The organism is Enterobacter cloacae complex sp. HYC003_NIDB (assembly GCF_056673375.1).
In genome coordinates, this window is record NZ_CP114220.1 from 1039708 (window position 1) to 1056289 (window position 16582).

The window sequence follows — 16582 nt, forward strand, 5'->3', positions numbered from 1 at the left end:
TACTTATCGTTTATCCCCTTAACAGAGTTGACTATGCAGTACCCGATTAACGAGATGTTCCAGACCCTGCAAGGCGAGGGTTACTTTACCGGCGTTCCCGCTATCTTTATTCGTTTACAGGGATGCCCGGTTGGCTGCGCCTGGTGTGATACCAAACATACGTGGGATAAGCTCGCAGATCGGGAAGTGTCGCTGTTCAGCATTCTGGCGAAAACCAAAGAGAGCGATAAATGGGGCGCGGGCAGCGCGGAAGATCTGCTTGCCATTATTGGTCGTCAGGGCTGGACGGCGCGGCATGTGGTGATCACCGGCGGGGAACCCTGCATTCACGATCTGATGCCGCTCACCGAACTGCTCGAGAAGAACGGCTATAGCTGTCAGATCGAAACCAGCGGCACCCATGAAGTGCGCTGCTCCCATTCAACGTGGGTCACGGTTTCACCGAAAGTGAATATGCGCGGCGGGTATGACGTACTGTCGCAGGCGCTTGAGCGTGCTGATGAGATCAAACATCCGGTGGGGCGCGTGCGTGACATCGAAGCGCTGGATGAACTGCTGGCGACGCTGACGGACGAAAAGCAGCGCGTGATCGCGCTACAGCCTATCAGCCAGAAAGACGATGCGACCCGTCTGTGCATTGAAACCTGTATCGCCCGCAACTGGCGGCTGTCGATGCAGACGCACAAATATCTGAACATTGCCTGATACTTTTGTGGCCCCGCTTAACGCGGGGCTTTTGTTGTTGGCAGTAAAGCCCAGGTCACGACTGCCGACCCAAGGCAAATCGCACTGTTGAAAAGCAAGGCATACTGCGCGGCACTGGCCGTTCCCATCGGCAGCCATAGCGCGTACAGCGATGCGGTGACCGCGATACCCATTGCGCCGCCCAGGGAACTGCCCATCTTATAGATCCCAGAAGCCACCCCCACTTTGTTTTCAGGGGCATTCATTACCGCCGTGTCCGTTGAGGGCGTAGCGTAACATCCGAGCCCCAGCCCGAATAAAATATTGCTCAGAAAAACGGTAACAATGTAGACCTCTTTGCTTAAGAAGGTGCATGAAATCAGCGAAATACCTGTTGCGGTCAGCAGCGGGCCGGTCATCATCGGCAGCCTGGCGCCATAGCGCTGAAGCAGTTTTTCACCCACCCGGATCATCGCCAGTACGGTAACCAGATACCCCAGCGTCATCATGCCGGTCTGTAGCGGTGACAGATGATGGCCCTGCTGCAACCAGATGCTGGCGATCATCATGGTGCCAATGCAGCCGTTGAGCAGGAAATTTGAGAATACCGAGGCGCTATAGGCCCGGTTTTTAAACAGGGCGAAATCGATCAGCGCCGCATCGCCTTTCCGCCGCCCGGTAACGATAAAGCACATCAGTGCAATCACGGCTCCACACAATACAAGAAGCGATAAACTGCTGCTCCAGCCCCAGCTGTGTCCTTTGCTGATAAACAGATTGAACAGCACCAGCATAAGGACAAAACTCACCAGGCCGCTGATATCCAGTTTGTGTCGACACGCATCAGGGCTGCGGCTTTCCGGCGTGGCGCGGATAAGCAATAGCGCGACCAGAGCCACCACCATCGACAGAATAAAAATCCAGCGCCAGCCCAGCGTGGTGGCGATGGCGCCTCCCACAAACGAGCTCAGGCCACTCCCGCCCCATGAACCGATAACCCAGAAACTGATTGCGCGCTGGCGTGCTTTACCTTCATACCAGGTTTTAATCAGCGCCAGCGTGGCGGGCATGATGCAGGCCGCTGATAGCCCCTGTATCGCTCTTCCCAACAAAAACAGGACGGGCTCCCATGAAATGAACAGCAGACCACTCCCGATCATGCTCAGGATCAGGCCAATCATGGTCAGGCGCATGCGCCCATACTTATCGGCAAACCCACCGCAGGCGACGACAAAACAGCCGCTGAACAACGCGCTCAGGCTGACGGCCAGCGTAAGGGTTTCGAGGGCAATATCGAGGCTATTCTGCATGGCCGGAACCACGTTGATAACCGACTGGGCAAACAGCCAGAATGTCAGAACGCTCATGACGATACCCGCCAGCAGCCGATCGTTACCGGCGTAGGCGGATGCGTCTGTCAGGGAAACGGTACTCATAGTGCAGCCCTCCCGGGAAGGTGCGAATCAGCGCAGATAGTGTTCGGTCAGTGCGGCCCACAGCGCCGCGCCGGTGAGGAGAATGTTGTCGTTAAAGTCGTAGCCCGGGTTATGTACCATGCAGCGGTCAGGCTCATCCCCGGCGCCAAGCGTGAAATAGCATCCATTGGGATTTTTCTCGAGCATGAAAGCAAAGTCCTCGCTGCCCATAAACGCATTGACCTCCGCGACGGCATCCTGACCGAACAGATCGGTGGCGACGCTGCGCACCATCTCGTTGGCTTGCGGATTGTTTTTCAGCACCGGGCTGCCGTTAATGTGTCGAATGGTGGCCGTCGCATTGAAACTTTCCGCCTGTGCAACGGCGATATCATGGATACGCTGTAGCACGGTTTGCCGCACGCGTTCATCCAGCGTGCGTACGGTAAGTTTCATCAACACTTTGTCGTTGATAATGTTAGGGGCGTGCCCGGCCTGAATGCTGCCTACGGTAACGACGGCTGGCTGGAAGGGGGTAATGTTGCGCGAAACAATCGACTGCAACGCGATAGTGATATGACAGGCAACCAGGGTGGCGTCAACGGTATGTTCTGGCACCGCGCCGTGACCACCCACGCCGTTAACCTCAATATGAAGGGTGTCGGAAGAGGCCATCATGGCGCCATCGCGCAGACCAATTTTTCCGAGGGGCTGTGACGGCATATTGTGTAGACCAAAGATGTGGTCGCAGGGGAACAGGTCAAACAAACCGTCCTCTACCATAACGCGTCCGCCATACAGAAGTTCTTCCGCGGGCTGAAAAATAAGGTGCAGCGTGCCGTTAAAATTACGGGTGCGTGCCAGGTACTCCGCTGCATACAGGAGCGTTGTGGTGTGGCCGTCATGACCGCAGCCGTGGAATTTACCCTCAACGGTACTGCTCCACGCCTTGCCGTTGTTTTCCTGCATTGGCAGCGCATCCATATCGGCGCGCAGGCCCAGGCGCTTATGCCCGTTACCCACCTTCAGTGTGCCGACCACACCGGTTTTCGCCAGGCCGCGATGAACCTCATATCCCCATTCCTGAAGCAGAGCTGCAACGCGATCGCTCGTGTTGTGCTCCTCAAAACCAATTTCAGGATGCTGATGAAAATAGTGACGTAATTCAGTGAACCGGGCTTCGTTGCCACGCAGAGCTTCGATAATTGGATGTGTCATTTTTGTTATCCTTTTTCTGCCAAACGATGATAATTTCGAGTCTATGACGATCGTCCCGCCTGAAAATGCATTTTTTTGTTGTAAAGCGACGGCTTTATTTTGATTGTTTTTCATACAATTCAGTTATGACAAAAAAGATCAGGTCATTTTTTGTCTTTGGTGAGGGGTAAGATGGCGCAACGGGGAGATGAGTTTTGGATAGAGATTCAGGACATTCGCCACTGCGTGGAGGATGAAGGCGATACGCTAACGTTGCTCTGGGTGCTGGAAGGGCGGGCAGAGCTGAACACCGATGTGGGACGTGACATCCTGGAGGCCAATACCCTTGCTATCATCAACCGTCATCGGCGCTGGCAGTTCACGAGCGAAACGGCAAATGTCACCCTGCGCGTAACCCTTTCCGGGCGCTGGGTCGTCCAGCTCTGCAATGATTTTTTTGCCCATGATTATGCTGTACCGGCAGAAGCCGGAGGCGTCTGGCCCCAATGCGATGCGCTTCGCGATCTGCTGCGCCAGCTTCTTGTGGTCACCCTCATCAACGACCCGCACCGCTACCGGCTGGAGGCGTACCGCTGGCTGAGCGAGATATTGCTGTTGCTGACCAGCCGCTTTCAACAGCCCGCCCGTATGCTGTCCCGGGAACTTTCCTCAGCGCACAGCAAACGCATCGCCCGGGTGATAGAGCGGATCAATGCCAGTTATTCCCGCCGTATTACGCTTGCGGAAATCGCCGCGAGTGAATATGTCTCTGAAGCCTGGCTCTCTCGTCTCTTTCGCAAGGAGGTGGGGATCAGTTTCATGCAGTACATCACCCACCTGCGGCTGGAAAAGGCGGCCGACGCTCTCCGGCTGACGAACCGACCGCTGCATCAGATTGCGCTTGAGCAGGGTTTCGCCAGCACGCGTATGATGAGCGATCGGTTCAGGCGTGTTCACAATATGTCTCCGGGTGAGTTTCGTAAGGCCCGGCGCCAGCACCCGGAGGCGGCACGTATTCGGACGGACAGGCGTGAGCAGCGCTATCCGGTCGCCGTGGACAAGCTGTTTAGCCTGCTCAATGAACCGGTGGCGCGCGGTTGGGGAGCCTCGCCGCTCATCGTTCATCCGCAGCAGGAGCAGAGCCTGGATCTTGAGCAGCTCAATCCTCTTTCTGCCTCGCTGCGCCGTATGCGGGTGGTCATTACCCTGCGTGAGCTCGACGATTTGCTGCGTGAGGACGTCCGACAAAATCTGGAGGCGATAAATGAGGCCATTCCCATTGAGGGAATTGATATCGCCGAACCTTTTCTCAGCAGTCGTCTGTTTGCCACCGGGTGGGATGACCCCCAGATGGCGGGCTACGCCTGCTGGTACAATCTGCATCAGCTCTTCACCTGGCTGGCAAAAAAGCAGTGGACGGTGCTACTGCACACCGGCGTAACGACCCGTCGCGATCTTCTTACCCGTTTTTTACAACAGTCGGTTAATCATTTTTCGCCAGAGATCACCGCGGGCTGGCACTTCGTCATGCACTGGTCAACACAGGCAAGTGAGGAGACCCGGGAGCAGGTCTGGCTGGCCCAGCAAAAGGCAATACGAACTTATCTTCCGCAGGCAAAGTTTGGTTTATGGCACCGATTTGCCCCCGTCAGCGCGGGCGTAAGTGAGGATACCCTGTTCAGTTCAGCCATCCTGATGCAGGCCGATTTTCTTGCCTGTTCGGCCGATGCCAATGAGCTTCTCGATCCCGCGCAGCTGGAGGCAACCCCTCTCTCCTCAACGGAAAATTATCCGATACTGAAGGTCCGCCAGATCCTCGCCGCCCTTCGCCTGCGAAAAAGTTCGCTTCCCGTCTGGCTTCTCTCCTGGAATACCCTCACCGGCAACACGCGGGCGACAAACGGCTGGTTTTTTCGTGGGGCGCTGCTGATGCAGAACCTGCTCGGGCTTTCGGAGCAGGTCTGGCTGGCGGGATTCTGGCTCAATTCAGGCCTTCAGGGAGAAGCTCGTGCGAACAACACCATCGATACATCAAGCCTGGCGCTACAGTATAACCATGGTCTGCCGCGTCCGGTTTATTGGGTACTCTGGCTCTGGCAACGTCTGCGGGGCGAGGTGCTGGTCAATGATAAGCGTGTCCTGCTTACGCGCCATCGCAATGGTTATCAGCTGTTGCTGCGTAATGTGGTGGTTTTTAATCCGCTCCTTTCCAGTGAAGAAGCATTCATCCAGCGTTTTCGCCAGCAGTATCATTTACACCTGAAGGGAATGCGCGGTAAATGGCGAATTAAATGTCATCTGTTTGATCAGCACAACGGCGCGCTCTATCCGTTACTTGAAGGGGTTGGCAGCGAAAGCGGCCCTGATGAAGAGATGTGGCGCTGGATAGCGCATAAAGCGCGTCCAACGCTTTCCGTACGCGATGAACGCCTTTATGACGGCTGGCAACTGAGTGAATCACTGGAGAGTAATGCGCTGGTGCTCTACGAGTTTACGCCGCTCGTGCCTCGTGAGGCCGCAACGGAGGAGATTCACTCCCCGCGGTAGACGCAGCCTGCCGTGCAGGTCTCTTTGATCATCACTGCGCTCAGCAGCGGGACCAGCGGTTTCATCTGATCCCAAATCCATTTCGCCAGCACTTCGCTGGTCGGGTTTTCAAGGCCCGGAATATCATTCAGATAGTAGTGATCGAGACGATCGTAGGTCGGCTTAAACGCAGCCTTCAGTTCGGCAAAGTCCATGATCCAGCCCGTATGGGGATCGACTTCACCGGTGATTTCAAGACGCACCATAAACGAGTGTCCATGCAGGCGGCCACATTTGTGCCCGGCAGGAACGTGTGGAAGGTGGTGTGCGGCTTCGAAGGTGAAATCTTTAAACAGTGTGGTGGACATCATAGCTCTCAGGAATGCGGAAAAAACCGCCGCATAGTACCGGAAAGCACAATTTTTATCATTAACTAAAACGGCTCTGAACGGTCACCGCCTCGTATTCATGGTGTTTATCGGCCTTTATTGTTTTATTTCAGATAGTTATTTAATCGCTTTTATCGTTAAGAACGATAACTAAAACAGGTTAGTCCATTTGGTTATTTATTATTTCCATCCCTTCTTTAATTGTTATTATCCCCGCCGTTAACCTTATCTTCAGTTTGGATTTATTCGCTTAAAGTCCGCTTTGCTACTGGAACATAACGACGCATGACAACACAGGCCCCACCTTCAAATTTGCTTCCCCTTAACCCGGAGCAACTGGCGCGCCTCCAGGCCGCGACTTCCGATTTTTCACCCACCCAGCTCGCCTGGGTCTCCGGCTATTTCTGGGGAATGCTCAATCAGCAGCCGGGTGCTGTGGCTGGCGTCCCGCCAACAGCCGTTGAAATTCCTGCCATCACGCTTATCTCCGCTTCGCAAACGGGTAATGCCCGTCGTGTGGCCGAAGCGCTGCGTGATGACCTGCTCGCCGCGAAGCTGAACGTCAACCTGGTCAACGCCGGGGATTATAAATTCAAACAGATCGCGTCAGAAAAACTGCTGGTGGTGGTGGCGTCAACGCAGGGGGAAGGTGAGCCTGCGGAAGAAGCCGTCGCGCTGCATAAGTTCCTGTTCTCGAAAAAAGCGCCGAAGCTGGACGGCACCGCCTTTGCCGTCTTCGGCCTCGGTGATACGTCCTATGAATTTTTCTGCCAGTCCGGTAAAGACTTCGACAGCAAGCTGGCGGAGCTGGGTGCAGAGCGCCTGCTGGATCGCGTAGACGCTGATGTCGAATACCAGGCCGCCGCCGCCGAATGGCGGACGCGCATCGTTGAGGTGCTGAAGGCCCGCGTCCCGAAAGAGACGCCAGCGCAGGCCGCCGTTACCGCAGCGGGCACCGTCAACGAAATCCACACCAGCCCTTACACGAAAGAGGCGCCGCTGACGGCGAGCCTGTCGGTAAACCAGAAAATCACGGGCCGTGATTCGGAAAAAGACGTGCGCCATATCGAAATCGACCTCGGTGACTCCGGCCTGCGTTATCAGCCTGGCGATGCGCTGGGCGTCTGGTATCAGAACGATCCGGCGCTGGTGAAAGAGCTGGTCGAGCTGCTGTGGCTGAAAGGCACGGAGCCGGTCCAGGTGGAAGGTAAAACCTTACCGCTCTCTGAGGCGCTTCAGTGGCATTTCGAGCTGACGGTGAACACCGCCAATATCGTTGAAAACTACGCCACCTTAACGCGCAGCGAGTCCCTTCTGCCGCTGGTGGGGGACAAAGTGAAGTTACAGCATTACGCCGCGACGACGCCGATTGTCGACATGGTGCGTTTCTCCCCGGCACAGCTGGATGCCGACGCGCTGATCGGCCTGCTGCGTCCGCTGACGCCGCGTCTTTACTCCATCGCCTCTTCACAGGCGGAAGTGGAAAACGAAGTCCACATCACCGTTGGCGTGGTGCGTTACGACATCGAAGGCCGCGCGCGGGCGGGCGGGGCGTCGGGCTTCCTGGCCGACCGCGTGGAAGAAGAGGGCGAGGTGCGCGTCTTTATCGAACACAACGACAACTTCCGCCTGCCGGCAAACCCGGAAACGCCGGTGATCATGATTGGCCCGGGCACCGGCATCGCACCGTTCCGCGCCTTTATGCAGCAGCGTGCAGCGGACGAGGCGCCGGGTAAAAACTGGCTGTTCTTCGGCAACCCGCATTTTACTGAAGATTTCCTCTACCAGGTTGAATGGCAGCGCTACGTCAAAGAGGGCGTGCTGACCCGCATCGATCTGGCCTGGTCCCGCGATCAGAAAGAAAAAGTATACGTACAAGACAAACTGCGCGAACAGGGCGCAGAGCTGTGGCGCTGGATCAATGACGGCGCCCACATTTATGTCTGCGGCGACGCCAATCGCATGGCGAAAGACGTTGAGCAGGCACTGCTGGAAGTGATTGCCGAATTCGGCGGTATGGATGCCGAAACGGCGGATGAATTTTTAAGTGAGCTGCGCGTAGAGCGCCGTTATCAGCGAGATGTCTACTAATGAGCGAAAAACATCCTGGCCCACTGGTGGTCGAAGGCAAACTGTCTGATGCCGAGCGCATGAAGGTAGAGAGCAACTACCTGCGCGGTACCATTGCCGAAGATTTAAATGACGGCCTGACCGGCGGTTTCAAAGGCGACAACTTCCTGCTGATCCGCTTCCACGGTATGTACCAGCAGGACGACCGCGATATCCGCGCCGAACGTGCCGAACAGAAGCTGGAGCCGCGTCATGCGATGCTGCTGCGCTGCCGCCTGCCGGGTGGCATCATCACCACCAAACAGTGGCAGGCGATCGACAAGTTTGCCGGTGAAAACACGATTTACGGCAGCATCCGTCTGACTAACCGTCAGACCTTCCAGTTCCACGGCATTCTGAAGAAGAACGTCAAGCCGGTGCACCAGATGCTGCACTCCGTGGGGCTGGACGCGCTGGCGACCGCCAACGACATGAACCGTAACGTGCTTTGCACCTCGAACCCGTATGAGTCCGAGCTGCACGCCGAAGCGTACGAGTGGGCGAAGAAGATCTCCGAGCACCTGCTGCCACGCACGCGTGCCTATGCGGAGATCTGGCTCGATCAGGAGAAAGTCGCGACCACGGACGAAGAGCCGATCCTCGGTCAGACCTACCTGCCGCGCAAATTCAAGACCACGGTGGTTATCCCGCCGCAGAACGATATCGACCTGCACGCCAACGACATGAACTTCGTGGCGATTGCCGAAAATGGCAAGCTGGTCGGCTTTAACCTGCTGGTGGGCGGCGGTTTGTCCATCGAGCATGGGAACAAGAAAACCTATGCCCGCACCGCGAGCGAGTTCGGCTTCCTGCCGCTGGAGCACACGCTGGCCGTGGCTGAGGCGGTGGTTACTACCCAGCGCGACTGGGGCAACCGTACCGACCGTAAAAACGCGAAAACCAAATACACCCTGGAGCGCGTGGGCGTCGAGACGTTCAAAGAAGAAGTGGAGCGTCGCGCGGGGATCAAGTTTGAGCCGATCCGCCCTTACGAATTCACCGGTCGCGGCGATCGCATTGGCTGGGTGAAAGGTATCGATAATAAATGGCACCTGACGCTGTTTATTGAAAACGGTCGTATTCTGGATTATCCGGGCCGCCCGCTGAAAACCGGTCTGCTGGAAATTGCTAAGATCCATAAAGGCGAGTTCCGCATTACCGCCAACCAGAACCTGATTATTGCCGGCGTGCCGGAAAGCCAGAAGGCGAAGATCGAGAAGCTGGCGCGCGATCATGGGTTGATGAATGCGGTTAAACCGCAGCGTGAAAACTCGATGGCCTGCGTGTCGTTCCCGACCTGCCCGCTGGCGATGGCCGAAGCGGAACGTTTCCTGCCGTCCTTCACTGATAAAGTGGAAGCGATTCTGGAAAAGCACGGTATTCCGGACGAGCATATTGTTATGCGCGTCACCGGCTGCCCGAACGGCTGCGGTCGCGCGATGCTGGCCGAGCTGGGTCTGGTGGGCAAAGCGCCGGGTCGTTACAACGTGCACCTTGGCGGCAACCGTATGGGGACGCGCATTCCGCGTATGTACCGTGAAAATATTACGGAACCGGAAATTCTTGATTCCATCGACGAGCTTGTCGGGCGCTGGGCGAAAGAGCGTGAAGCGGGTGAAGGCTTCGGCGACTTTACGGTGCGTGCGGGCATCATTCGCCCGGTGCTCGATCCCGCAAGGGATTTCTGGGAGTAACGCATCCTTTGCCCGGTGGCGCTTCGCTTACCGGGCCTACGGGTTTTGTAGGCCGGGCAAACGCAGTGCCGCCCGGCAAAACAGGCAAACGAGGTTCTTATGTCCGTACTCGATCTAAACGCCCTTAATGACCTGCCAAAAGTCGAACGCATTCTGGCCCTGGCAGAAACCAACGCCCAGCTGGAAAAACTCGACGCCGAAGGGCGCGTGGCGTGGGCGCTGGAAAACCTGCCGGGTGACTATGTGCTGTCGTCAAGCTTTGGCATCCAGGCGGCGGTCAGCCTGCACCTGGTGAATCGGATCCGCCCGGACATTCCGGTGATCCTCACCGATACCGGCTATCTGTTCCCGGAGACCTACCAGTTTATTGACGAGCTGACGGACAAGCTCAAGCTGAACCTCAAAGTTTACCGCGCGACGGAAAGCGCGGCCTGGCAGGAGGCGCGCTACGGCAAGCTGTGGGAACAGGGCGTTGAGGGCATTGAGAAATACAATGAGATCAACAAGGTCGAGCCGATGAACCGGGCGCTGAAAGAGCTGAACGCTCAGACCTGGTTCGCGGGCCTGCGCCGCGAGCAGTCCGGGAGCCGGGCAACGCTGCCGGTGCTGGCGGTGCAGCGCGGCGTGTTCAAAGTGCTGCCGATCATCGACTGGGATAACCGCACGGTGTACCAGTATCTGCAAAAGCACGGGCTGAAGTACCATCCGCTGTGGGATCAAGGCTACCTGTCGGTAGGCGACACCCATACCACGCGTAAATGGGAACCGGGAATGGCGGAAGAAGAGACGCGATTCTTTGGGCTGAAGCGCGAGTGCGGGCTGCACGAAGGGTAATGTTTTTTCGCCCGGTGGCGCTGCGCTTACCGGGCCTACAACGGCACGAAACGTAGGCCCGGTAAGGCGTAGCCGCCACCGGGCTTAACGACATCAGGCTTTCCCCGCTTTCGCCAGCTCCTTCACCAGCGGCAGCATCACTTTCACGACATCCCGGCTGCGGTGCTCAATCCGCTGCGGCAGCGCTTTATCAATGTGCTGCTGATTATCCAGCCGCACATCATGCCAGCTGGTCCCGTCCGGAAAGGCTTTCGATTTGCTGCGCTGCTGATAGCCATCTTTTTTGCCCAGCGCCCAGTTCGTCGCCTCGACGTAAAGCACCGGAATGCCCGCCTTATCAAACACTTCACCGTCATTACAGCAGCCTGTGCCTTTAGGATACTGCGGGTTACCGCCCGGATTTGTCGCGGCATAGACGCCATGCGTGCGGGCAAGCGCCAGCGCGCGGTCGCGGGTGAGTTTACGTACGCTGCTCGGCGTGCTCTGTCCGCTATTAAAATAGAGCTTATCCCCCACGATCAGATTATCGAGGTTAATCACCAGCAACGTATTTTTCTTCTCCTCAGCGCTCATGCGCTTAAGGAGATTCTCAGCGCCGAGTTTTCCTTCTTCTTCGCCGCTGGTCGCAACAAAGCGAATGCTGTATTTCGTCGGAATATTCTTCAGGCGTTCGGCCAGCTCAAGCATCACGCCCAGACCCGCCGCATTGTCATCCAGTCCCTGAAGCGTCAGCCCGCCGAGGTTATTATCGACATCGGCGTCGCTCAACGGCGTGTAGGTATCAAGGTGCGCCATAATAATAATCTGTTCAGCCGCCTTTCCTTCGTGCGCCGCAATGACCGTGCTGCCGGTTACGTTATGCCAGTTCTGCGTTTTATTGCGTGTGGTATAGATGTAGCGGCTATGGAAAGCGCGAATGTCGCTCTCATAGCCCATATCCGCAAATTGCTGACGGATATAGTCTGCCGAGAGCATCTCGGCTGGGGTTCCGGTCATACGGCCCGGAAAGACCGTCGCAATATGCCGCGCCTGCATACTGGCTATTTCACCGTAAGATTGATTTTTTGCCTGAGCCGGAAGGATAAAGCAAACGCCGAGCGCCAGGGCAACGAATCGGTGGCGCATTGCGGAAAACATAGTGAGTCCTTAAAAACAGAGCAAAATTTTAACCCGCATAGTATGAAACTGTGATCGGGTAGACACAATTTGAATTGCTCCTAAATGCCCGAAATTTCGCGTGTTAAGCACTTTTTGATATTTGCTTTTCCACGGCGTTATTCCATTGAGTAACTACTCATTCCAATTCGTAATTTCATTCGATCTAAGCCGCCCCCTATAGTCCCTTTATTCGTGGTTGTTAGTGAGTTGTTGTCTGTGGACTATCTCCCCCTTTTTGCTGCCTTAAAAGACCGACCGGTACTGGTTGTCGGGACGGGTGAAATTGCCGATCGCAAAATCGCCTTCCTGCAACGCGCCGGGGCGCAGGTGCAGATCGTTGCAGAGGCGGATTTTGAAGAGTCTCAGATCGACAGCGTGGTGCTGGTGATTGCGGCAACCGAAGATCGGGCGCTCAACCGCCGCATTTCCGACGCAGCTCAGGCCCGTCACCGTCTGGTGAACGTGGTAGACGACCAGCCGTTATGTTCATTTATCTTCCCGTCGATTGTCGACCGCTCGCCGCTGCTGGTAGCGATCTCCTCCGGCGGCACCGCCCCGGTGCTGGCGCGCGTGCTGAGAGAAAAAATCGAAGCGCTGCTGCCGACCAGCCTCGGACGCATGGCGGAGAAGGCCAGCTACTGGCGCAACCATTTGAAAACGCGTCTGACCAGCGTGACGGAACGCCGTCGCTTCTGGGAGCGTGTGTTTCGCGGCCGCTTTGCCAGCCTGATGCAGGCCGGTAACGAGACGGCAGCGCAACAAATTCTCGAAGACGAACTGGATAACCCCGGCAGTACGGGCGGAGAGATCATTCTGGTGGGCGCCGGGCCGGGCGATGCCGGGCTGCTCACGCTGCGCGGCCTCCAGGTTCTTCAGGATGCGGATGTCGTGTTCTATGACCACCTGGTCACCGACGGTATTCGCGAGCTGATCCGCCGTGACGCGGAGCAAATTTGCGTCGGCAAACGTGCCGGCGAGCACTCCGTGCCCCAGCACGACACCAACCAGATGCTGATTGCCGCCGCGAAAGCGGGCAAGACCGTGGTGCGCCTGAAAGGGGGCGACCCGTTTATCTTCGGTCGTGGTGGCGAGGAGTTGCAGGCGGCAGCCGAAGCGGGCGTCCCGTTCCAGGTGGTTCCCGGCATTACGGCGGCGTCTGCCGTCACGGCCTACGCCGGTATTCCGCTGACCCATCGCGATTACGCCCAGAGCGTGACCTTTGTGACCGGGCACTATAAAGCCGACAGCACGCCGTTTGACTGGTCGCATCTCGCCCAGAGCCGACAAACGCTGGCGATTTATATGGGCACGATGAAAGCGGCTGACATCAGCGAACAGCTTATTCAGCACGGTCGCGATGCGACGACGCCGGTAGCGGTGATCTCCCGCGGGACACGCGTCGATCAGCATGTCGCCATCGGCACCTTACAAGACCTTGCAACCCTGGCGAAAGACGCCCCAATGCCCGCCCTGATCGTGGTGGGAGAAGTGGTGCAGCTGCACAGCACGCTCGCCTGGTTCCAACACACAACCGACACAGAAGGCTTTGGCGCTTCTGTTATAAATTTGGCTTAAGGAACGGTTATGGACCAAAAACGACTTACTCACCTGCGGCAGCTCGAAGCGGAAAGTATCCACATTATCCGCGAAGTGGCCGCCGAGTTTTCTAACCCGGTGATGATGTACTCCATCGGTAAAGATTCCAGCGTCATGCTGCACCTGGCGCGTAAAGCGTTTTATCCGGGTACGCTGCCGTTCCCGCTGTTACACGTGGATACCGGCTGGAAATTCCGCGAGATGTACGAGTTTCGTGACCGTACCGCCAAAGCCTACGGCTGCGAGCTGCTGGTGCACAAAAACCCGGAAGGGGTGGCGATGGGCATCAACCCGTTCGTGCACGGCAGCGCCAAGCATACCGACATCATGAAAACCGAAGGGCTGAAGCAGGCGCTGAATAAATACGGTTTTGATGCGGCCTTCGGCGGCGCGCGACGTGACGAAGAGAAATCCCGCGCCAAAGAGCGTATCTACTCTTTCCGCGACCGCTTCCACCGCTGGGACCCGAAAAACCAGCGTCCGGAGCTGTGGCACAACTACAACGGCCAGATCAACAAGGGCGAAAGCATTCGCGTCTTCCCGCTCTCCAACTGGACCGAGCTGGATATCTGGCAGTACATCTATCTGGAAAATATTGAGATCGTTCCGCTGTATCTGGCGGCCGAGCGCCCGGTGCTGGAGCGCGACGGCATGCTGATGATGATCGACGACGATCGCATTGATTTACAGCCGGGCGAAGTGATCAAAAAACAGATGGTCCGTTTCCGTACTCTCGGCTGCTGGCCGTTGACCGGCGCGGTGGAATCCAGTGCGCAGACGCTGCCCGAGATCATAGAGGAGATGCTGGTGTCGACCACCAGTGAGCGACAGGGCCGCGTGATTGACCGCGACCAGGCAGGCTCCATGGAGCTGAAGAAACGTCAGGGTTATTTCTAAGGAGCCGCCATGAATACGACTATTGCCCAACAAATTGCCGATGAAGGCGGCGTAGAAGCTTATCTGCACGCCCAACAGTACAAAAGCCTGCTGCGTTTCCTGACCTGCGGCAGCGTGGATGACGGGAAAAGTACCCTGATTGGTCGTCTGCTGCACGACACGCGCCAGATCTACGAAGATCAGCTCTCTTCCCTGCACAACGACAGCAAACGCCACGGCACCCAGGGCGAAAAACTCGATCTGGCGCTGCTGGTGGACGGCTTGCAGGCGGAGCGCGAGCAGGGCATTACCATTGACGTCGCCTATCGCTACTTCTCTACCGAAAAGCGCAAATTTATTATCGCCGACACCCCGGGGCACGAGCAGTACACCCGTAACATGGCGACCGGCGCGTCCACCTGTGACCTGGCGATCCTGCTGATCGACGCCCGTAAAGGCGTGCTGGATCAGACACGTCGTCACAGCTTTATCTCTACGCTGCTGGGGATCAAACACCTGGTGGTGGCAGTGAACAAAATGGATCTGGTGGACTACAGCGAAGCGCGTTTCGACGAGATCCGCCAGAGCTACCTGACCTTTGCTGAACAGCTGCCGGGCAACCTCGATATTCGCTTTGTGCCGCTGTCGGCGCTGGAAGGGGATAACGTCGCCTCTCAGAGCGCGAACATGCCGTGGTACAGCGGCCCGACGCTGCTGGAAGTGCTGGAAACCGTTGAAATTCAGCGCGTGGTCGATACCCAGCCGATGCGCTTCCCGGTGCAGTACGTGAACCGTCCGAACCTCGATTTCCGCGGCTTCTCCGGTACTCTCGCTTCAGGCTCCGTGAAGGTGGGTCAGCGCGTCAAGGTGCTGCCATCCGGCGTGGAATCGACCATCGCCCGTATCGTCACCTTTGATGGCGATCTGGACGAAGCCGGGGCAGGTGAAGCGGTAACCCTGGTACTGAAAGACGAAATTGATATCAGCCGCGGCGACCTGCTGGTCGACGCGCAGGAAACGCTGGCGGCGGTGCAGGGCGCATCCGTGGATGTAGTGTGGATGGCCGAACAGCCGCTGACCGCAGGCCAGAGCTATGACATTAAAATCGCCGGCAAGAAAACCCGCGCCCGCGTGGACGGCATTCAGTTCCAGGTGGACATCAACAACCTGACCCACCGTGACGTGAGCGAGCTGCCGCTGAACGGCATCGGTCTGGTGGATATGACCTTCGACGAGCCGCTGGTGCTGGATCCGTATCAGCAGAATCCGGTGACGGGCGGGCTGATCTTCATTGACCGCCTGACCAACGTCACCGTCGGTGCCGGCATGGTCCGCGAGCCTGACGCACAGGCGAGCGTGACGTCTGAGTTCAGCGCCTTCGAGCTGGAACTGAACGCGCTGGTGCGTAAGCACTTCCCGCACTGGGGCGCACGCGATCTGCTGGGAGGCAAGTGATGGCCGCCCATGATGAGAACGTCGTCTGGCATCCTCATCCGGTCACCGTCGCCCAGCGCGAACAGCTCCACGGTCACCGTGGGGTTGTGCTGTGGTTTACCGGGCTGTCTGGCTCCGGTAAATCCACGGTGGCAGGCGCACTGGAAGAGGCGCTGCATCAGCAGGGGGTGAGCACCTACCTGCTGGACGGCGACAACGTGCGTCACGGCCTGTGCAGCGATTTAGGGTTCAGCGATGAAGACCGTAAAGAGAACATTCGTCGGGTAGGGGAAGTCGCCAGCCTGATGGCGGATGCCGGGCTGGTGGTGCTAACGGCGTTTATCTCACCGCACCGCGCCGAACGTCAGATGGTGCGTGAGCGCGTTGGGCAGAATCGCTTTATTGAAGTGTTTGTGGATACCCCGCTGGCAATCTGCGAAGCGCGCGATCCAAAAGGGCTGTACAAAAAAGCCCGCGCGGGAGAGCTGCGAAACTTCACCGGCATTGACTCGGTTTACGAAGCGCCTGAATCCCCTGAGATTCATCTGGAAGGCCAACAATTGGTAACAAATTTAGTAAGCCAATTATTAGACCTGCTCAGACGGGACGATATTATCAGATCCTGAGACGGTATCGTTCGGGAGCTGTCTTCCCGAGCGATGAGTCACGG

At 57.2% G+C, this 16582-nt stretch carries 13 protein-coding genes; 9 read left to right on the top strand and 4 right to left on the bottom strand.

Going from position 1 to position 16582, the window contains the following annotated elements:
* Nucleotides 1-33: 33 nt before the first annotated feature.
* Complete coding sequence (gene queE / locus O1722_RS04940) at nt 34-705, top strand: 7-carboxy-7-deazaguanine synthase QueE (protein WP_006811780.1); 672 nt, start codon at nt 34-36, stop codon at nt 703-705.
* A 17-nt stretch (nt 706-722) separates the two neighbouring features.
* Here the strand turns inward: queE and O1722_RS04945 are convergent, their stop codons facing one another.
* Both O1722_RS04945 and O1722_RS04950 read right to left on the bottom strand, forming a co-directional pair.
* A complete protein-coding gene (locus O1722_RS04945; RefSeq protein ID WP_033487592.1) occupies nt 723-2120 on the bottom strand; it encodes an MFS transporter in 1398 nt (465 codons plus the stop codon).
* Between the two features lie 27 nt (nt 2121-2147).
* Complete coding sequence (locus O1722_RS04950; protein ID WP_015571720.1) at nt 2148-3317, bottom strand: M20 aminoacylase family protein; 1170 nt, start codon at nt 3315-3317, stop codon at nt 2148-2150.
* Nucleotides 3318-3488: 171 nt separating this feature from the next.
* On the opposite strand from O1722_RS04950, the gene O1722_RS04955 reads away from it, so the two are divergent.
* Nucleotides 3489-5843: a helix-turn-helix domain-containing protein gene (locus O1722_RS04955; protein WP_017382822.1), complete on the top strand. Its 2355-nt coding sequence runs from the start codon at nt 3489-3491 to the stop codon at nt 5841-5843.
* Here O1722_RS04955 and queD read toward each other — a convergent pair.
* Nucleotides 5828-6193, bottom strand: coding sequence for a 6-carboxytetrahydropterin synthase QueD (gene queD / locus O1722_RS04960; RefSeq protein WP_006811776.1), 366 nt, complete (start codon nt 6191-6193; stop codon nt 5828-5830). The genes O1722_RS04955 and queD overlap by 16 nt on opposite strands.
* A 303-nt stretch (nt 6194-6496) precedes the next feature.
* Between queD and cysJ the strand changes: the two genes are divergently transcribed.
* The 3 genes from cysJ (at nt 6497) to cysH (ending at nt 10848) form a co-directional block, all read left to right on the top strand.
* Complete coding sequence (cysJ, locus tag O1722_RS04965) at nt 6497-8302, top strand: NADPH-dependent assimilatory sulfite reductase flavoprotein subunit (protein ID WP_032669310.1); 1806 nt, start codon at nt 6497-6499, stop codon at nt 8300-8302.
* Entirely contained in the window at nt 8302-10014 is a 1713-nt protein-coding gene (gene cysI / locus O1722_RS04970) for an assimilatory sulfite reductase (NADPH) hemoprotein subunit (RefSeq protein WP_015571717.1), read from the top strand. Before cysJ ends, cysI begins: the two co-directional genes overlap by 1 nt.
* A gap of 99 nt (nt 10015-10113) precedes the next feature.
* Nucleotides 10114-10848 (top strand): phosphoadenosine phosphosulfate reductase, encoded by a 735-nt coding sequence (gene cysH, locus O1722_RS04975; protein ID WP_017382820.1) that lies wholly within the window; start codon nt 10114-10116, stop codon nt 10846-10848.
* 93 nt (nt 10849-10941) lie between these two features.
* Here the strand turns inward: cysH and O1722_RS04980 are convergent, their stop codons facing one another.
* Nucleotides 10942-11985: an aminopeptidase gene (locus O1722_RS04980; protein WP_015571715.1), complete on the bottom strand. Its 1044-nt coding sequence runs from the start codon at nt 11983-11985 to the stop codon at nt 10942-10944.
* A 237-nt stretch (nt 11986-12222) separates the two neighbouring features.
* Here O1722_RS04980 and cysG point away from each other — a divergent pair, with 237 nt between their 5' ends.
* Genes cysG through cysC form a run of 4 tightly spaced genes read left to right on the top strand, consistent with a single transcriptional unit; the run spans nt 12223 to nt 16538 of the window.
* Nucleotides 12223-13581 carry a siroheme synthase CysG gene (cysG, locus tag O1722_RS04985; protein WP_023304331.1) on the top strand — a complete coding sequence of 453 codons (1359 nt, stop codon included), beginning with the start codon at nt 12223-12225 and terminating at the stop codon, nt 13579-13581.
* 9 nt (nt 13582-13590) lie between these two features.
* Nucleotides 13591-14499 (top strand): sulfate adenylyltransferase subunit CysD, encoded by a 909-nt coding sequence (gene cysD, locus O1722_RS04990; protein ID WP_006811770.1) that lies wholly within the window; start codon nt 13591-13593, stop codon nt 14497-14499.
* Nucleotides 14500-14508: 9 nt separating this feature from the next.
* Complete coding sequence (gene cysN / locus O1722_RS04995; RefSeq protein ID WP_015571714.1) at nt 14509-15933, top strand: sulfate adenylyltransferase subunit CysN; 1425 nt, start codon at nt 14509-14511, stop codon at nt 15931-15933.
* The gene (gene cysC / locus O1722_RS05000) at nt 15933-16538 is read left to right on the top strand and encodes an adenylyl-sulfate kinase (protein ID WP_015571713.1); all 606 of its coding nucleotides are present in this window, start codon (nt 15933-15935) and stop codon (nt 16536-16538) included. Before cysN ends, cysC begins: the two co-directional genes overlap by 1 nt.
* Nucleotides 16539-16582: the final 44 nt, after the last annotated feature.